Raw genomic sequence first — 15,757 nt, 5'->3', positions numbered from 1 at the left:
GGTCTCAAGGGAGTTTTCTTGAGAGTGTAAGTCAATAAGAAAGGTAATTAATGGGAATATTTTTTCTCCTTGATTTTTTTCTTTAATTTTATATCATATTTACCTTGGAATAACAAAAACCAATGAAAGAAGTAAAAATTGGTAGAGGGAGGAAATAGGTTATATGGTTTTTACAAAAGGCGATGTAATAAATGTGATAGGATTTAATGATTTCCTAACTCCAGTTATAAATTACTGGGAAGAGGAAGGATATAGGGTGGAAATATCCTACGATTATAGAATTAGAAATAAGGATTACAAATTGTATCTTGTCATAGACACTCCTAAGGCTCAGGTACCATGGAGGATCCTCTTAGAAGAATTAAAAGAAGTAAAGGGTAAAGTATTATTTTTGAATTATCCAAGAGCTTACAAAATGCCTGATCATCCCCTTTGGAAACATCAATGGGATGGGATTATTGCTTTCTTCTGGGAAGAATATCTACCAAAAAACATCTACCTTGTTAACTTTCCATCGTATCCAGTAGTAGAGAAGCAGGTTACAGTATCTAGAGAAAAGTTTAGAATTCCAGAGAATAAAAAGGCAATTCTTGTCATAGCTGATTATAGTTTTGAAAATATTCTTTTACAACTCTCTGAATTAAAGAGAAAGCAAGATTTTTACTTTATGGTTTTTGTGTCCACAGCGGAGAGGGAAGTCCTCGTTAAAAGATTTATTGAAAAGCAGGGTATTGATGTAAATAGTATAACCCTTGGAGGAGTATGGTATGATGAATTACAACTCATATCTGCTGTAGATCTTGTGATTATTGATGGAGGAAAAGATGTGGAGCCCTTTCACGTATATAAGCTTATAGGTTGTAGAACTCCTGTGATAGTTAAAGACAAGATTTTTACAAATTTTCTATATAACGAAGTTATAAAATTTGATGGTAAGGAGAAGACAGAAATTAAAGGAATTACTCCTACAGAACTCAGTACAGGTGTGATGAAGTTTAGAAATAAGGAGGAGTTATTTTATAAGATAGACCTTATTTTTACTAATGACTATTTTAGAAATCTAATCCTTGGGACTTCTCGGGCTTTTGCTTATGCTCATTCTCCTGAGAGGGTGGGAAGTCAGTTCATATTTATATTTAGAGATGTACTTAATCCTCCTCTTTATATCTCTTCTAAAAAGGCTATAAGATATATGAATAATCCTCTATTTAAAGCAAGACCAAAAGTTTATATTAATGTGGGAAGGAAAAAAGTGGCTTGGGAAAAATTAGTTTATAATGCTGGAGCTATAAGAATAAAAGGGACTACTTATGTTTTATACAGAGCCTTAGGAGAGGATGGGGTTTCCAGGATTGGCCTATGGTGGTCAAGGGATGGATATACTCAGGAGGGGAGATTGGATTATCCCATATTTGGACCTAAGGAAAGCTATGAGATGCCTAAAAATCCTGAGCAAAGGAGAAGATTTCATAAAAGGACTTTTGGAATGATAAGAGAGGTTGGGGGAACTGAGGACCCAAGATTGAGCTTGATAGACAACAATTTGTATATGACCTATACTGCATATGGGGATGTGGTACAACTTGCGCTTGCCAAGATTCCTGTTGAGGTGTTTTTAAAAGGAGTAAAAAGTTTTAGAAGTTATGAGGAATGGAATAATGCATGGATTAGGAATGGACCAATTTTTAAATATTTAGAAGATAAAGATGCGGTTTTATATTTGGTAGATGAAAGGCAGGAAGAATATTCAAATGGGAAGAGAGTAGAGGATGATTTTGTGAACATCTTTCCTGAACTTTTAGAAAAGAAGATTGCTCTTATTCATAGAATTCCTCCTGATATGCAGATTCTTTACACTGATGAATTGAAGAGAAAAAGTATTAAAGTAGGAAGAACTTTTTTAATGCCAACTCCTAAATTTTGGGATAGTATAAAGATTGGTGCAGGAGCTCCTCCTTTGAAGACAAAATATGGTTGGCTTCATATTTATCATGGGGTAGGAGATTGGATGGGTAAAAAGGCATATGGTTTGGGAGTGGTTTTGACTCCTCTTGATGATCCAGAAAAAATTATATATAGATCTGCAGAGCCCATCCTTCAACCTGAGGAAATTTATGAAGTTGAAGGATGGGTTCCTAATGTAGTGTTTACCTGTGGAGTAGTTCCAAAGAATAAAGATTCCACTGAAACTCTTGATTTAAATGACGAAATACTTATCTATTATGGTGGTGCCGATGAAGTGATGGCTCTTGCCGAGATTAAGGTTGGAGATTTACTGCCTGAGGATATCATAGCTAAGACTTATTAGTTTTTAATTGTTTCTTTAATCTCTGCCATATAAGATAGGAGATTAAAGCCTTTGCAAAGTCATAAGGTATAAATGGGAGTACTCCTGTAATTAGGGCTTTATAATAACTTATTTTTAGTGAGTTGGAAAGCCATATACTGCCAGTTAGATATATTATAAGAATACCTAAAAATAGGGCAAGGATCTCAGAGTATTTTTTAACCATAGAAATAATAATTCCTCCAATTAGGAATCCAAAGAGGTATCCTCCGGTAGGTCCAAAAAGTGCATTTAGACCTCCTTTTCCTCCTGCAAAAACTGGGAGACCAATTCCTCCAAGAAGTAAGTATGCAAATACGATAAAAAAGGTTTCTACTGGAGAAAAATATAGGGTAATAAGGAAAAGAAAAAATACTTGTAAAGTGAAGGGAATTTGAGTAAATGGAAGATAAAAGCTTAGATAACTTCCTAGAATTAATAAGGCAAGTCCCAAAGCAAGGTAGGGAATTTGTCTTACCTTCATATGCTATCTTCACCTCCGGTTTTAGGGATTTTAGAAAGGGATTATATCATCTTTATTTTAAAGAAAATTTAAAATTTTGGTTGCAACTTTTAATGGGGTAATAGAGTATTTACAAGTGAGTAAAAAGGGAGGAGGTAAATTTATGGAGAAAAAGCTGTATAGAAGTAGGAAGAACAGAGTCATTTTAGGAGTTTGTGGAGGAATAGCGGAATATTTAAATATTGATCCTACAATAGTTAGGCTTATTTTTATTTTTCTTCTCATACCCTTTCATTTTACTCTAATAATATTATATTTCCTTTCAGCCTTTGTTATTCCTGAAGAGCCTGAAAACATAGAGAGAAAAGACGATACTATAACACCTTCGGGTCCAGCGCAACATCTATAAAGGGAGGAAGAAAATATGGAAAAAAAACTTTATAAAAGTAAAAAAGATAGGATTTTTTTAGGAGTTTGTGGAGGAATAGGTGAATATTTGGGTATAGACCCTGTTTTAATAAGACTTATTTTTATATTTTCAATTCTTTTTTTAGGTCCTTTAAGTGTTCTTCTTTATATTATTTGTGCTCTTGTTATTCCTGAAGAGCCTGAATATAGTGAACCTCGCTCTTATAGGAGTGATGGAGAACTTTTGGGATGGTTATTTCTTGCTATTGGAGTTTATTTTCTAGGAAGGACTTTTGGGATTTTTCATGTCTCTTTTGGTTTAATGCTTGCTTTACTTTTTATCTTTTTGGGTATTTTACTTCTTTTTAAAAAATAAAGGGGTGATATTATGAAAAGACGAATCTCTTTATTAGGTATTTTTCTAATTCTGAGCGGGTTATTATTACTTTTATCAGAATTGAGAGTGATCCATTTTTACTGGAAAGATCTTCTTAAGCTGTGGCCCTTAATTTTCATCTTTTGGGGACTTGATTTGCTTATTGGAGAAAAAAGATGGGGAAGCTGGGTGACCATTTTAATTATTTTCCTATTAGTCTTTTTCATTGTATTTTTATCTACTTATGGAAGGCCCTTTTTTAGAGGTAGAGGACACGATTTTTACTATAAGGAATGGAGATATCCTTTTAAAGAGAATGTAAAGGTACTTAATTTAGATATTTCTACTGGGATAAGAAGTGTGATATTAGAAGGGGTGAAAAATAAAGAAGATTTAATCTACATAAAATCTAATTCAGATTTTTATATTAATAAAATAAAGGAAGAAGAGCAAAATGGGGAATTAAGTCTTTCTTTAAAAATTGAGAATGAAGAATTGGAATTTGGCTTCTTTTATATGTCAAATGCAGATCAAATTAATCTTAATATTTCGTCTGATATCTTTCTTAACTTAAATTTTGAGAGAGGAGTGGGAAATGCAGTTTTGAATATGAAAAATTTTAAATTAAGAAATTTGTCAGTTAAAGGTGGAGTTGGAAATTTAAAAGTATATCTACCAAAATTCTCTTGTTATGTGGAAGTAGAAGGCGGAGTAGGTAGTATAGAAGTATACATACCTGAAAATGTGATTTTAGATCTTTCCACAGAAGCAGGAATAGGAAGAATCTCTGTGGATAAAAACATAGAACAGGGAAAGGGTGGAGAGAAGGAGATAATACATTTGCGGGTAAGGTCAGGAATAGGGAATATAAAAATTCTTTCTGAAAAGAAAGAAGTAATTTAATCTTATCCTGCTGATCTTCTCCATATAAAGGTAGCAGGAAGGATTATGGGTTCAAAGTCTATAGGGTTGTCAAGAATATGCAGAAAAAGTTTTGCTGCTTCTTTTCCCATTTCTTCTATTTCTTGTCTTACCGAGGCAAGAGGTGGTTCTATTTTCCCATCAATATATAGATCATCAAATCCAATTATGGCAACATCTTCTGGGATTTCCCATTTTTCTTCCAAGATAGCATCCATTGCTCCTATGGCCATGTAATCGCTACAGGCAAGAACTGCCGTAGGAGGGTTATTTATTTTTAATAACTTTTTCATGGCTTTATAGCCACCATCTATAGTAAGGGTATCTTCTACTATTAATTTAGGATCTGGTTTTATTCCATATTTTTTAAGAGCAAGTATGTAGCCTTCATATCTATCTTGAATAAAGTTATAGTTACTATTTCCTTTCAATAGAGCTATTCTCTTATGTCCTTTCTCTAAGAAATAAGTAGTAGCTTCAAAGGCACCTTTTACATTGTCAGTGTCTACGTAAGGATATTTCTTAAGCTTTGATGATACTCTTCCCACGCTTACAAAGGGAATATTTTCTTCATAGAGAATTTCTGGAAAAGGATCATCTTTTTTCACGTTTGCTAAGATATATCCATCTACAATTCCTCTTTTGTATAGAGAGACATATTTTTGTGGTATGTAAGGAGATTCAATCATTGATAACATAATATTGTATTCTTTTTTGTCAAAAACCTCAGTCATACCCTTTATTAATGGTGGGAAGAAGGCATCTGATAATATAAAGCCTCTTTCATAAGGAATTAAAAGGGCTACAATTTGAGTTCTTGCCTTAGATAATTTTTGAGCAAAAGCACTGGGATGGTAGTCGTACTCCTGAATAATTTTCAGTACTTTTTTCCTTGTTTTTTCACTTACATTAGGACTACCATTAATAACCCTTGAGACTGTAGCTACAGACACATTAGCAAGTCTTGCTATATCTCTTATATTAATCTTAACCTTTCTCAATATACCTCACCTCAAAGTTTTTTATTTCTTGATATTATACATCAAACTGGTTAAGTAAATAAAGGGTATGGTTTCAGTTTGAAATCATTAAAACCCTTTAAATCATTTAATTTCAGTTTAAAATTATATTGACATCTGGAAATGCCTATTATAAAATCATTAACGAAATTAGTTCCAATTAGGAAGGAGGTGATGGGGTAAAATATTAATTCTTTTAAAATCGTTTTCCTTTAAAAATTTTTAAAATTTTTGGGGGAGGAGTGATTAAATGCGTAGTAAAAAAGGTTTAATTATTTTGTTGGTTTTAGTTTTAGTTTTCCTATTTTCGGGGGTAATTAATGGACAAAAGGAAAAAGTTGTGAGTTTGCCTTTCTGGGATACCCCTGGATTGATTCCTTACTATTGGCAAGCTCAACATATATTAGCACAGGGAACAATTTTTGAGGGACTTTATGGGTATGCTCCCGATCCTAAAGGACTTGGTGGTGTAAAAGTCGTTCCAGTTATTGCACAAAGTTATAAGGTTTCTAAGGATTACAAGGTATGGACTTTTAAATTAAGAAAGGATAAGAAGTGGTCTAATGGTGATCCGGTGACTGCAAAGGATTTTGAATGGTCCTTCAAATACTACGCAAGTCCTAAGATTCCAGATCTTCCTGCATGGGCAGGTCCACTTCAATTTATTGAGAACTTCTGGGCAGTAAAATCTGGAGCATTGGATCCTGATAAACTTGGGGTAAAGGCTCTTGATGATTATACATTAGAGATTAGGCTCACCACTCCAAGATATGATATGAAAGAATGGCTCTGCGTAGCTCAAGGAGTGCCAATTCATAGAAAGAGTGTTGAGGCAGATCCTCAGAACTGGTGGAGACCTGGAAAAATAGTAGTTAATGGACCTTATATTCCTGTATCTTGGACACCTGGAAAAGACATGACCTTGGTGAAGAATCCCAACTATGTAGGTGAAAGAGGAAACGTAGATAGGATTGTGCTTAAGTTTGGTGGACTTGGAATCCAGCAATATCAAGCAGGAGAACTTGATGCTGCAATGATTAACAACGTAGCTGAGTACAGATTTGTAACATCTGATCCTAAACTCTCCAAAGAATTTCATGAAGATGTGATGGATTGCTTCTGGAATGGATATCAATGGTCTCGTGGATTTGATCCAATAATGGATAACGAAAAATTAAGACAAGCTCTTGCTATGGCTATAGATAGGGAAAAACTTTGTAAGGATGTTCTTGGTGGAAGAGCATTACCCCTTAATAAATATTGGCCTGATGGTAACCCCATTGGAGACAAACTAAAGGGAATACCCTTTGATGTAAAGAAGGCTCAACAATTACTTGCAGAAGCGGGATATCCTGGTGGGAAAGGCTTGAAGACTCTTTTATTCTACATCACTGGTGGTGGCGATCCAGTGGTAGAGTTCATAGTAGATCAATGGAAGAAGAATCTTGGAGTTAACGTAATAATTGAGAATATAGAGTCTGGATTATATTGGAACTCCTATGTATGGCCAAGCTTCTCACCTGATTCTAAGGCTGGATTCACTGTGATAGGTGCTCCAATGAATAACTTAGAGATTGGTGCATTGTTTAAGAACTCTGACCATACCGTTTGGTTCTATGATTTTCCAACTTCTGCAAGAAAGAGATACTATGAGTTACAACAGGAGCAAGATGCATGGTTGAGAAAAAGTGGTGGATTAACTGAGGCAGATTGGAAACCATTACTTGAAGCAAGGAAGACATTATATGAAACTTACAAGAAAATTGTAAGCACAGAGCCTGAGAAATTATGGGTAGCAGATCTAACTACCAAACCGGAATGGTATGAGAGATTTGATGAACTTTATGAAAAATGGAAGGCTGCAAAGACTGATGCGGAGAAGACTAATTATTGGAGACTTGCAGGAAGAGAGATTGTAGGACAACAGATATTCCAAAATTGGTATCTTAATCTTACTGAGAGAGCAAAGAATGCATTAAGATGGAGATATAGAACAGTTAATAGGCCATTCAGTGAGGCAGTAAAAGTAGCTCATTATGGACTCCAACTTATGCAAGATGCATACTACATGGTACCAATTTATCTTGCGAAGGCACAATGGGTACAGAATCCAAAACTTGAGGGCTTGATGCTCTACAAGTTCTCTTGGGGTCCTGGATTCTTTAACTTTAAGTGGCTTAATCTTAAAGACTAACTTGTAGTAAAATACCAGGGGGAGAGTATAAAACTCTCCCCCTTTTTAAATTATGTAAAGGAGGTAGAAAATGGGCCTTTTAAAGTACATTTTACGAAGACTCTTTACTATTTTCGTATCAATCGTAGTAGTGATAATCATAACCTATGTACTTATGTGGCTTGCTCCTGGTGAATTTTTTAATATTGCTCAATTCCAGGCAAGTGCTGGTAAAGTTGCCACTTTGACTCCTGAACAACTTCAAATATTAATAAAAGGATTTGAGGAAAAGTATGGACTAAATGTACCTTTGTGGAAACAGGTTTGGAATTACCTAAAAGATGCCTTTAGATTTAAATTTGGTCCATCCTTTTCTAATCCTAACGAGCCTATAGAAGTGCAAATAGCAAGAAGATTTCCTGTGACCTTTACCCTTGCAATTCTGGCTATGGCTCTCGCTGTAATTGTGGGAATACCTCTTGGGGTGCTTGCTGCTTTAAGGAGGAATACATGGGTAGATTATATTACCATGTTTTTCTCAATGATAGGAAGTATTATCCCTGCCTATCTTATTGGTGTTATAATGGTTATAATATTTAGTGTTTATTTGAGATTGCTTCCTACCTCAGGTTGGGAAACTCCAAAACAGATGATTATGCCTGTTATTACTGTTGCTTTGGGTCCTATGGCAATAATTGCGAGGTTTACAAGATCAAGTCTTCTTGACGTATTGAATCAGGATTATATAAGGACTGCTTATGCAAAGGGTGGAACAGATAGGGCGGTAATTATGAGACATGCTTTAAGAAATTCACTTTTGCCTGTAGTTACTGTTATTGGTCCTCAACTTGCATTCCTTTTTACAGGAACAGTGTGGATTGAAAACTTATTTAGAGTTCCTGGCCTTGGGCAACTTTTTGTGAATGCTGCTTCTATGAGGGATTATCCTCTCCTTGTAACCTCAACTTTTATTCTTTCTTTGTCAGTTATGTTAATGAATCTTTTAGTGGATATTATCTATGCCTTCTTAGATCCTCGAATTAAATATCAATAACAAATGGGCTTTATGAATATAGAAGGAGGTTTTGCTAAATGGAAGTCGCATTAAAGCAGAAAACAAAGAGGGTAAGTTATTGGTCTGCTGCTTGGAGAAGGTTTAAAAGAAATAAAATGGCTGTTGCAGGATTAATTTATATTATAATAATCACCATAGCAGCCATATTTACTCCCTGGATTGCCCCATACCCTTATGATGAACCTCATTATGCTCATACCTTTGAACCGCCAAGTGCAAGATTTTGGTGGGGTACTGATGATTTAGGTAGGGATATGTTTAGTAGAAACTTATATGCTATGAGAAACGCACTGTTAATAGGATTTGGCTCCCAAATAGTAGTACTAATAATAGGTGTTATAATTGGATCCATAGCTGGATTTCGAGGTGGTGCGGTAGATACATTCCTTATGAGGATTACAGATATCATGTATGCTTTTCCAACATTCCTTTTTAACGTCATATTGGTTACCGTTATGGGAAGAGGACTTTTTACTATTCTTGTAGCGGTGGGTCTTACGGGATGGGCTGGTATGGCAAGGCTTGTTAGAGGAATGGTTATGTATCTTAAACACGCTGATTTTGTGGAAGCAGCAAGAGCTCTTGGGGCAAAAGACAGTTATATTATCAGAAGATACATTTTACCTAATATGTTGGGTCCTATAATTGTTAGCCTTGCCTTTGGAATACCTAATGGAATATGGGTAGAAAGTGGTTTAGCATTAATTGGTATGGGAGTAAGACCACCTATGCCTTCTTGGGGAAATATGATTGGTGCAGGGATAGGATATATTATGGCTTTCCCTCATATGGTTATTTTCCCAGTCTTGACTTTTGCTATTACTCTTCTTGCCTTCACTTATGTAGGGGATGGTTTGAGAGATGCATTTAATCCAAGGAGTGAGGTATAGAGCCATGGCAGAACTATTAAGAGTTAATAATTTAAAAACCTATTTTGATAGATATGATGGTGTGGTTAAAGCTGTGGATGGTGTTAGTTATAAAGTGGATTATGGAGAAACCTTAGCTATTGTGGGGGAAAGTGGTTCTGGGAAGACTCAGTCAGTTCTTTCCCTTCTAAGACTTATTAAGGGAAATGGAAGAATTGTAGATGGAGAAGCCATATTTGAGGGTAAAGATCTATTAAAATTGAGTAAGGAAGAATTAAGACAGATAAGAGGAAAAGATATCTCTATTGTTTTTCAGGATCCAATGACAAGCTTGAATCCTATTATGAGAATTGGTATCCAGATAATGGAGCCTATCTTGTGGCACAAGATTATGTCTGACAAGGAAGCAAGGGAAAGGGCTATAGAGCTTTTAAGGGTCGTAGGAATTCCAGAATACAAAACCAGAGTATGGGATTATCCATTTCAGTTTTCAGGTGGAATGAGACAAAGGGTTATGATTGCAATTGCTCTTGCATGTAATCCAAAGCTTGTTATTGCTGATGAGCCAACAACAGCATTAGATGTTACAGTGAGAGCTCAAATATTGAATTTGTTATCAGACATGAAAGAAGAGTTTAAAACCAGTGTTATATTTATAACCCATGATGTTACCCTTGCAATGAATTTTGCAGATACTATTATGGTAATGTACGCAGGAAAAATTGCCGAGTATGCTCCTATAGATAAATTTATAAGAAATCCACTACATCCATACTCCAATGGCTTAATAAGTTCCACCTTAGATATAAACGCAAAAGAGGGTACTTTAAAGCCCATACCTGGAAACCCACCAAGCTTAGTTAATCCACCATCTGGTTGTAGATTCCATCCTAGGTGTCCATATGCTCAAGATATTTGTAAAGAAGTTGAGCCAGAGTATAGAGAGGTGGAAGATGGACACTATGTAGCTTGTCATCTTGTGAAGGGAGGAAAATTCAATGCCTGAATTATTGGTAGTTAAAAACTTAAAAAAATATTTTCCTGTAAGAAGAAAGTTTTTAAAGGCTGTAGATAATGTGTCTTTTTCTTTGGAACAAGGAGAAACTTTGGGCCTTGTGGGAGAGAGTGGATCTGGCAAGTCTACCCTTGGAAGAAGTATATTAAGACTTATAGAACCTGATGATGGAGAGATAATATTTGATGGGGTAGATATAAGGAAACTTCGTGGAGAAGAATTAAGACAGAGAAGAAGATTTATGCAAATTATATTCCAGGATCCTCTTGCATCTTTAAATCCCATGATGACTATTGGGCAGAATATTGAGGATCCTTTAATAATCCATAAAATAGGTACAAAAGAAGAAAGAAGAAGAGCTGTGGAGGAGCTTCTTGAAATAGTAGGTCTTGGAAGAGAGGTTATAGATGCCTTTCCTCATGAGTTTTCTGGGGGACAACAACAAAGGGTAGGAATAGCAAGGGCTCTTGCATTAAATCCTAAATTCATTGTGGCAGATGAGCCTGTTTCGTCCTTAGACGTGTCAATTCAGGCACAGATTGTCTCTCTCCTTTACGAGCTTAAGAGAAGATTTAAGATATCTTACCTATTTATATCCCACGACTTAGCTGTAGTAAGATATCTCTCTGATAAAGTTGCTGTTATGTACTTAGGAGCAATAGTAGAGATGGCTCCTAAGGAAGAGTTATACCAAAACCCATTGCACCCTTATACCAGAGCACTACTCGCTTCGGTACCTAAAATGCCAAGGGATGGGGAAAGACAAAAGAGATTCCCTGCTCTTAAAGGTGAGATACCATCCCCAATCGATCTTCCTCCTGGGTGTAGATTCCAGAGTAGATGTGAATATGTGATGGATGTATGTAGAAAACAAGAACCTGCTTTTAGGGAGGTATCTCCCGGACATTTTGTGGCTTGTCATTTGGTTTAAAAAATGCCTTTGGGGTGAGAGGGGAAAAGTAATTTAAAGGAGGAAAGAGGGAATGAGGAGGATTTTGTGGATAATTTTGTTAACTTTATTTATTTTTAACATCAATGGATATACTCAAGAGAAACTTCCTATTAGAAGAGGAGTAAATCTAACAGGGCTTGAGGCTCCTTTTGAAGGGTCCTGGGGGGTTTATGTAAAGGATGAATATTTTGAATTAGTGAAAAAGGCAGGTTTTGATCATATAAGGGTTCCTATAAGGTGGAATGGGCATGCCGCTTATGAACCTCCTTATACTATTAGAGATTATCTTTTTGAGAGGGTAGACCATATAATAGAAATGGCATTTAAAAATAAATTATATATAATAATTAACATTCATAATTATGAAGAGCTAATGCAAAATCCAGAAAAGCATAAAGAGAGGTTTCTTGCTCTATGGAGACAAATAGCAGAACACTATAAAAATTATCCTGATACCTTGTGGTTTGAGCTTCTAAATGAACCAAATACTAATCTTACTCCTCAACTTTGGAATGAGTATTTAGCTGAGGCAGTAAAGGTTATAAGAGAGACTAATCCTACAAGGAAAATTGTGATAGATACTGCTAATTGGGCAAACTATAATACTATATCTTTTTTGAAGCTTCCTCAAGATAGAAATTTAATAGTAAGTTTTCATTACTATAATCCCTTTAATTTTACCCATCAGGGTGCAGATTGGGTTCAACCTCAACTTCCTGTAGGAGTAAAATGGACCGGTTCTGACCAAGAGAAAAAAGCTATTGAGAGAGAACTTGATTTTACTTTGGAGTGGGCAAAGAGAAATGGTAATGTTCTCCTTTACATGGGGGAGTTTGGAGCATATTCAAAGGCAGATATGGAGTCAAGGGTAAGGTGGACAGATTTTGTAGCAAGATCTGCAGAAAAAAGAGGTATTGCTTGGTCATATTGGGATTTTGCCTCGGCAGGCTTTGGAGTTTATGATGGGTTAAATAAGATGTGGAGGATCGAACTCCTCAAAGCATTGATTCCTGAAACAAAAATAAAATAGATAGGAGTGGGGAGAGAATGAACAATCTTCCTATTAAGAGAGGAATTAATTTTGGGGATGCTTTAGAAGCTCCTTATGAGGGGGCTTGGAGTGGTTATATAATTAAGCAGGTTTTGATCATGTAAGAATTCCCATAAAGTGGAGTGTTTATACTCAAAAAGAAGCCCCATATTCTATTGAGAAAAGAATTTTTGACAGAGTGGATCATTTAATAGAAGAAGGACTTAAAAATAATCTCCATGTTATTATAAACATTCATCATTATGAAGAGATAATGGAGGATCCCTTAGGGGAAAAAGAAAGATTTCTAGCTATATGGAGACAGATTTCTGAACACTACAAGGATTACCCTAATAATCTTTATTTTGAACTTTTAAATGAGCCTACTCAAAATCTGAGTAGTGAATTATGGAATCAGTTTTTAAAAGAGGCTATTGAAGTTATAAGGAGAACGAATCCTGAAAGGAAGATTATTGTAGGACCAGATAATTGGAATAGTTTATATAATCTTGAGAAATTGATAATTCCAGAAAATGATGGGAATATCATAATTACTTTTCATTATTACAATCCTTTCCCTTTTACTCATCAGGGGGCAGGGTGGGTAAAAATTGATTTACCTGTAGGAGTAAAATGGTTAGGTACTGAGGAAGAGAAAAGGGAAATAGAAAGAGAACTTGATATGGCAGTAAGTTGGGCAGAAGAGCATGGCAATATACCCCTTTATATGGGGGAGTTTGGAGCATATTCAAAGGCAGATATGGAGTCAAGGGTAAGGTGGACAGATTTTGTGGCAAGATCTGCAGAAAAAAGAGGTATTGCTTGGTCATATTGGGAATTTTATTCTGGATTTGGAGTGTTTGATCCTGAGAAAAATGAATGGAGAACGCCTCTTCTTAGGGCATTAATACCTGAAAGGAATATATGAACTTATTTTAGATAGGAGGTATAGTTTTGAAGATAAAAAATGTTATTCCGAGATGGAAGGGTTTTAATCTGACAAATATGTTTCTTTTTCATCTTGCGAAGGATTTTGATGAGGAAGATTTTAAGTGGATTAGTGAGTGGGGTTTTAACTTTGTTAGAATTCCCCTTTGTTATAGGCTATGGATAGAAGATGATAATGTTTACAAAATAAAGGAAGAAATTTTAGAGAAAATAGATAAAGTGGTGGCATGGGGGCAAAAGTACAATATTCATGTTTCTTTAAATTTTCACAGAGCACCTGGCTATTGTGTAAACAATGAATTTACAGAAAAATTTAATCTCTGGAGGGATGAATCTGCTCTTGATGCCTTTTGCTTTCATTGGGGTATTTTTGCGAAAAGATATAAAAGGGTTTCATCTAAGTATTTAAGTTTTAATTTGGTAAATGAGCCTTTGCATCCTTCTCCTGAAGTCATGACAAGAGAGGATCATAATAGAGTAATTAGGCGCACAGTAGAATATATAAGAAATATTGATTCAGAAAGGCTGATCATTATAGATGGTATTTCCTATGGAAATTCTCCTCTTCCAGAGCTTTCAGATCTTAATGTAGTCCAAAGTTGTAGGGGATATCTTCCTATGGGGCTTACCCATTATAAAGCAAATTGGGTGGGGGGAGAAAATTGGCCAGAGCCCAAGTGGCCAGGCGCCTGGCATTATGGAGAAATATGGGATAGGGAAAAACTTGAAAGACATTATGATGAGTGGGCAAAACTAATAGGAATGGGAGTAGGAGTTCATTGTGGAGAGGCGGGGGCATATAAGTTTACACCTCATAAGGTAGTAATCGCATGGCTTAGAGATCTTCTTGAGATTTTAAAAGAAAGGGATATAGGTTTTGCACTTTGGAATTTTAAGGGACCTTTTGGTATTCTTGATTCTGATAGATCAGATGTGGAGTATGAAGATTGGTATGGACATAAGCTTGATAGGGAGATGTTAAAACTTTTGCAGGAGTACTAAGGAGACTTTTTGTAGATCTCTATTTTATAGCCATCTTTTCCTGATAGCATTATTATTAAAAAGTTTTCGTTTTTTGAGAATTGAATATCTTCCACAAAATAGTCTTCTTTAAGATTGATTCTTTTTTGCTCATTGTTTTCCCTATTTATAATGAGGATTTCCCTTGAAAGAGAAGCGAAATTCTTGCTCAAAGCATAAGCCATATAGGTTTGGGAAGGAGATAGAGAAGAATTAGATCCTAAGTAGGTTGCTATTAATTCTTTATTTTTAATATCAAATATATTTATACTTCTGTTTCCTTCTACTATTAGAAGGTTCTCAAGAGGACTAAATTTTACATAGCCTGAGATTGGAAGTGTAGAAATTTCATTTAAACTTTTTAGATCAATAATTTTTGTGCCAGTCTCTTCTGTGGAGGCTACAAGAAGTTTGGCACTTTTGGTTGTGTCAAAATCTATAACTGTGGTGTTTGGAAGAAGATTGTATTCTTTTTGTTTGTTTAGATCATATAAAGTAAGTCCATAGAATTTATTAGAGTCTTCTATATATTTTGTATTTTTAAAGATCAAAAAATTATCATCAGGTGAAAATACTGCATTTTCAAAGTTTATTTCCTTAAGGGTAATAAGCTTTTTAAATTCAGGATAGGATAGAATCGTGTATTCATAGTGGTCTTCAATGGGTATAAAATTTAGGAACAATTTAGTTATGTGTTTCTTAGTAAAAATGAATTTAGCGGTGTTGGATATATCTAAATCCTCGATAATTTCAAGCTGAGAGATAAAAAGGTTATTTTTTTCATTCTTATTGTATTCTATATTAAATGGTAATTCTATTTTGCTATTTTTAACAGGATTCCATATTGTTAGGTATGGCTCGTTATTTATTATGGCTACATCACCGTTGGATAGCAACTTAAATTTTAGGATATAAGTATTAAAATCTTGAGCTTTTGAAGACTTAACTCCTAATCTTGTCTCTTTAAAGGTATTAAGATCGAGAAGAACAATCTGATCTTGATAAGCATAAATTAGAGAATCGTTATAAGTGATAAAATAATTAAGAGCTTCAGTACCTATAAATATGGATTTAGCAGGTACCGTATCAAAACCTTGGGAAAAAATATTTCCTATGGTTAACAAAGCTATACTTCCTATGATGACTTTTCTCACTTTTTGTG

Annotated in this window: 15 protein-coding genes; 12 read left to right on the top strand and 3 right to left on the bottom strand. The window is 35.0% G+C overall.

Annotated elements, in window-relative coordinates:
• The first annotated feature begins 163 nt into the window (after positions 1-163).
• Positions 164-2,308, top strand: a complete 2,145-nt coding sequence (locus tag ACP5QL_RS04045) for a glycosidase (RefSeq protein WP_428125546.1) — start codon at positions 164-166, stop codon at positions 2,306-2,308.
• On the opposite strand, the gene ACP5QL_RS04040 is transcribed toward ACP5QL_RS04045, so the two are convergent.
• Positions 2,295-2,810, bottom strand: coding sequence for a biotin transporter BioY (locus ACP5QL_RS04040; RefSeq protein WP_012583029.1), 516 nt, complete (start codon positions 2,808-2,810; stop codon positions 2,295-2,297). The two genes, ACP5QL_RS04045 and ACP5QL_RS04040, sit on opposite strands and share 14 nt — an antisense overlap.
• A gap of 142 nt (positions 2,811-2,952) precedes the next feature.
• On the opposite strand from ACP5QL_RS04040, the gene ACP5QL_RS04035 reads away from it, so the two are divergent.
• From ACP5QL_RS04035 to ACP5QL_RS04025, 3 genes are read left to right on the top strand one after another with little or no spacing between them, the layout of a single operon-like run.
• Positions 2,953-3,198 (top strand): PspC domain-containing protein, encoded by a 246-nt coding sequence (locus ACP5QL_RS04035; RefSeq protein ID WP_272996159.1) that lies wholly within the window; start codon positions 2,953-2,955, stop codon positions 3,196-3,198.
• Between the two features lie 15 nt (positions 3,199-3,213).
• Entirely contained in the window at positions 3,214-3,573 is a 360-nt protein-coding gene (locus ACP5QL_RS04030) for a PspC domain-containing protein (RefSeq protein ID WP_012583031.1), read from the top strand.
• Between the two features lie 12 nt (positions 3,574-3,585).
• Positions 3,586-4,476, top strand: coding sequence for a LiaF transmembrane domain-containing protein (locus ACP5QL_RS04025; RefSeq protein WP_428125539.1), 891 nt, complete (start codon positions 3,586-3,588; stop codon positions 4,474-4,476).
• 2 nt (positions 4,477-4,478) lie between these two features.
• Here ACP5QL_RS04025 and ACP5QL_RS04020 read toward each other — a convergent pair whose 3' ends face one another.
• Complete coding sequence (locus tag ACP5QL_RS04020; RefSeq protein WP_012583033.1) at positions 4,479-5,495, bottom strand: LacI family DNA-binding transcriptional regulator; 1,017 nt, start codon at positions 5,493-5,495, stop codon at positions 4,479-4,481.
• A 268-nt stretch (positions 5,496-5,763) separates the two neighbouring features.
• Here ACP5QL_RS04020 and ACP5QL_RS04015 point away from each other — a divergent pair, with 268 nt between their 5' ends.
• The 8 genes from ACP5QL_RS04015 (at position 5,764) to ACP5QL_RS03980 (ending at position 14,577) form a co-directional block, all read left to right on the top strand.
• Positions 5,764-7,707, top strand: coding sequence for a peptide ABC transporter substrate-binding protein (locus ACP5QL_RS04015; RefSeq protein ID WP_428125536.1), 1,944 nt, complete (start codon positions 5,764-5,766; stop codon positions 7,705-7,707).
• A gap of 70 nt (positions 7,708-7,777) precedes the next feature.
• Positions 7,778-8,740, top strand: a complete 963-nt coding sequence (locus ACP5QL_RS04010) for an ABC transporter permease (RefSeq protein WP_012583035.1) — start codon at positions 7,778-7,780, stop codon at positions 8,738-8,740.
• A 38-nt stretch (positions 8,741-8,778) separates the two neighbouring features.
• Positions 8,779-9,651: an ABC transporter permease gene (locus ACP5QL_RS04005; RefSeq protein ID WP_012583036.1), complete on the top strand. Its 873-nt coding sequence runs from the start codon at positions 8,779-8,781 to the stop codon at positions 9,649-9,651.
• Between the two features lie 4 nt (positions 9,652-9,655).
• The gene (locus tag ACP5QL_RS04000) at positions 9,656-10,636 is read left to right on the top strand and encodes an ABC transporter ATP-binding protein (RefSeq protein ID WP_012583037.1); all 981 of its coding nucleotides are present in this window, start codon (positions 9,656-9,658) and stop codon (positions 10,634-10,636) included.
• Positions 10,629-11,576: an ABC transporter ATP-binding protein gene (locus tag ACP5QL_RS03995; protein ID WP_424662168.1), complete on the top strand. Its 948-nt coding sequence runs from the start codon at positions 10,629-10,631 to the stop codon at positions 11,574-11,576. The genes ACP5QL_RS04000 and ACP5QL_RS03995 overlap by 8 nt, the downstream gene beginning before the upstream one ends.
• 52 nt (positions 11,577-11,628) lie before the next feature.
• Positions 11,629-12,627 (top strand): glycoside hydrolase family 5 protein, encoded by a 999-nt coding sequence (locus ACP5QL_RS03990; protein ID WP_012583039.1) that lies wholly within the window; start codon positions 11,629-11,631, stop codon positions 12,625-12,627.
• A 127-nt stretch (positions 12,628-12,754) separates the two neighbouring features.
• On the top strand, positions 12,755-13,555 hold the full coding sequence (locus ACP5QL_RS03985; protein ID WP_428125604.1) for a glycoside hydrolase family 5 protein: 801 nt from the start codon (positions 12,755-12,757) through the stop codon (positions 13,553-13,555).
• A gap of 26 nt (positions 13,556-13,581) precedes the next feature.
• Positions 13,582-14,577 (top strand): glycoside hydrolase family 5 protein, encoded by a 996-nt coding sequence (locus tag ACP5QL_RS03980; protein ID WP_272996143.1) that lies wholly within the window; start codon positions 13,582-13,584, stop codon positions 14,575-14,577.
• On the opposite strand, the gene ACP5QL_RS03975 is transcribed toward ACP5QL_RS03980, so the two are convergent.
• Positions 14,574-15,749 carry a hypothetical protein gene (locus ACP5QL_RS03975; protein ID WP_428125521.1) on the bottom strand — a complete coding sequence of 392 codons (1,176 nt, stop codon included), beginning with the start codon at positions 15,747-15,749 and terminating at the stop codon, positions 14,574-14,576. The genes ACP5QL_RS03980 and ACP5QL_RS03975 overlap by 4 nt on opposite strands.
• Positions 15,750-15,757 lie beyond the last annotated feature (8 nt).

The sequence above is a fragment of the Dictyoglomus sp. genome (assembly GCF_049968615.1).
GTDB classification, from domain to species: domain Bacteria; phylum Dictyoglomota; class Dictyoglomia; order Dictyoglomales; family Dictyoglomaceae; genus Dictyoglomus; species Dictyoglomus turgidum.
The sequence above is the reverse complement of the archived record's forward strand: the minus strand, read 5'-3'. Positions and strand labels throughout refer to the sequence as shown.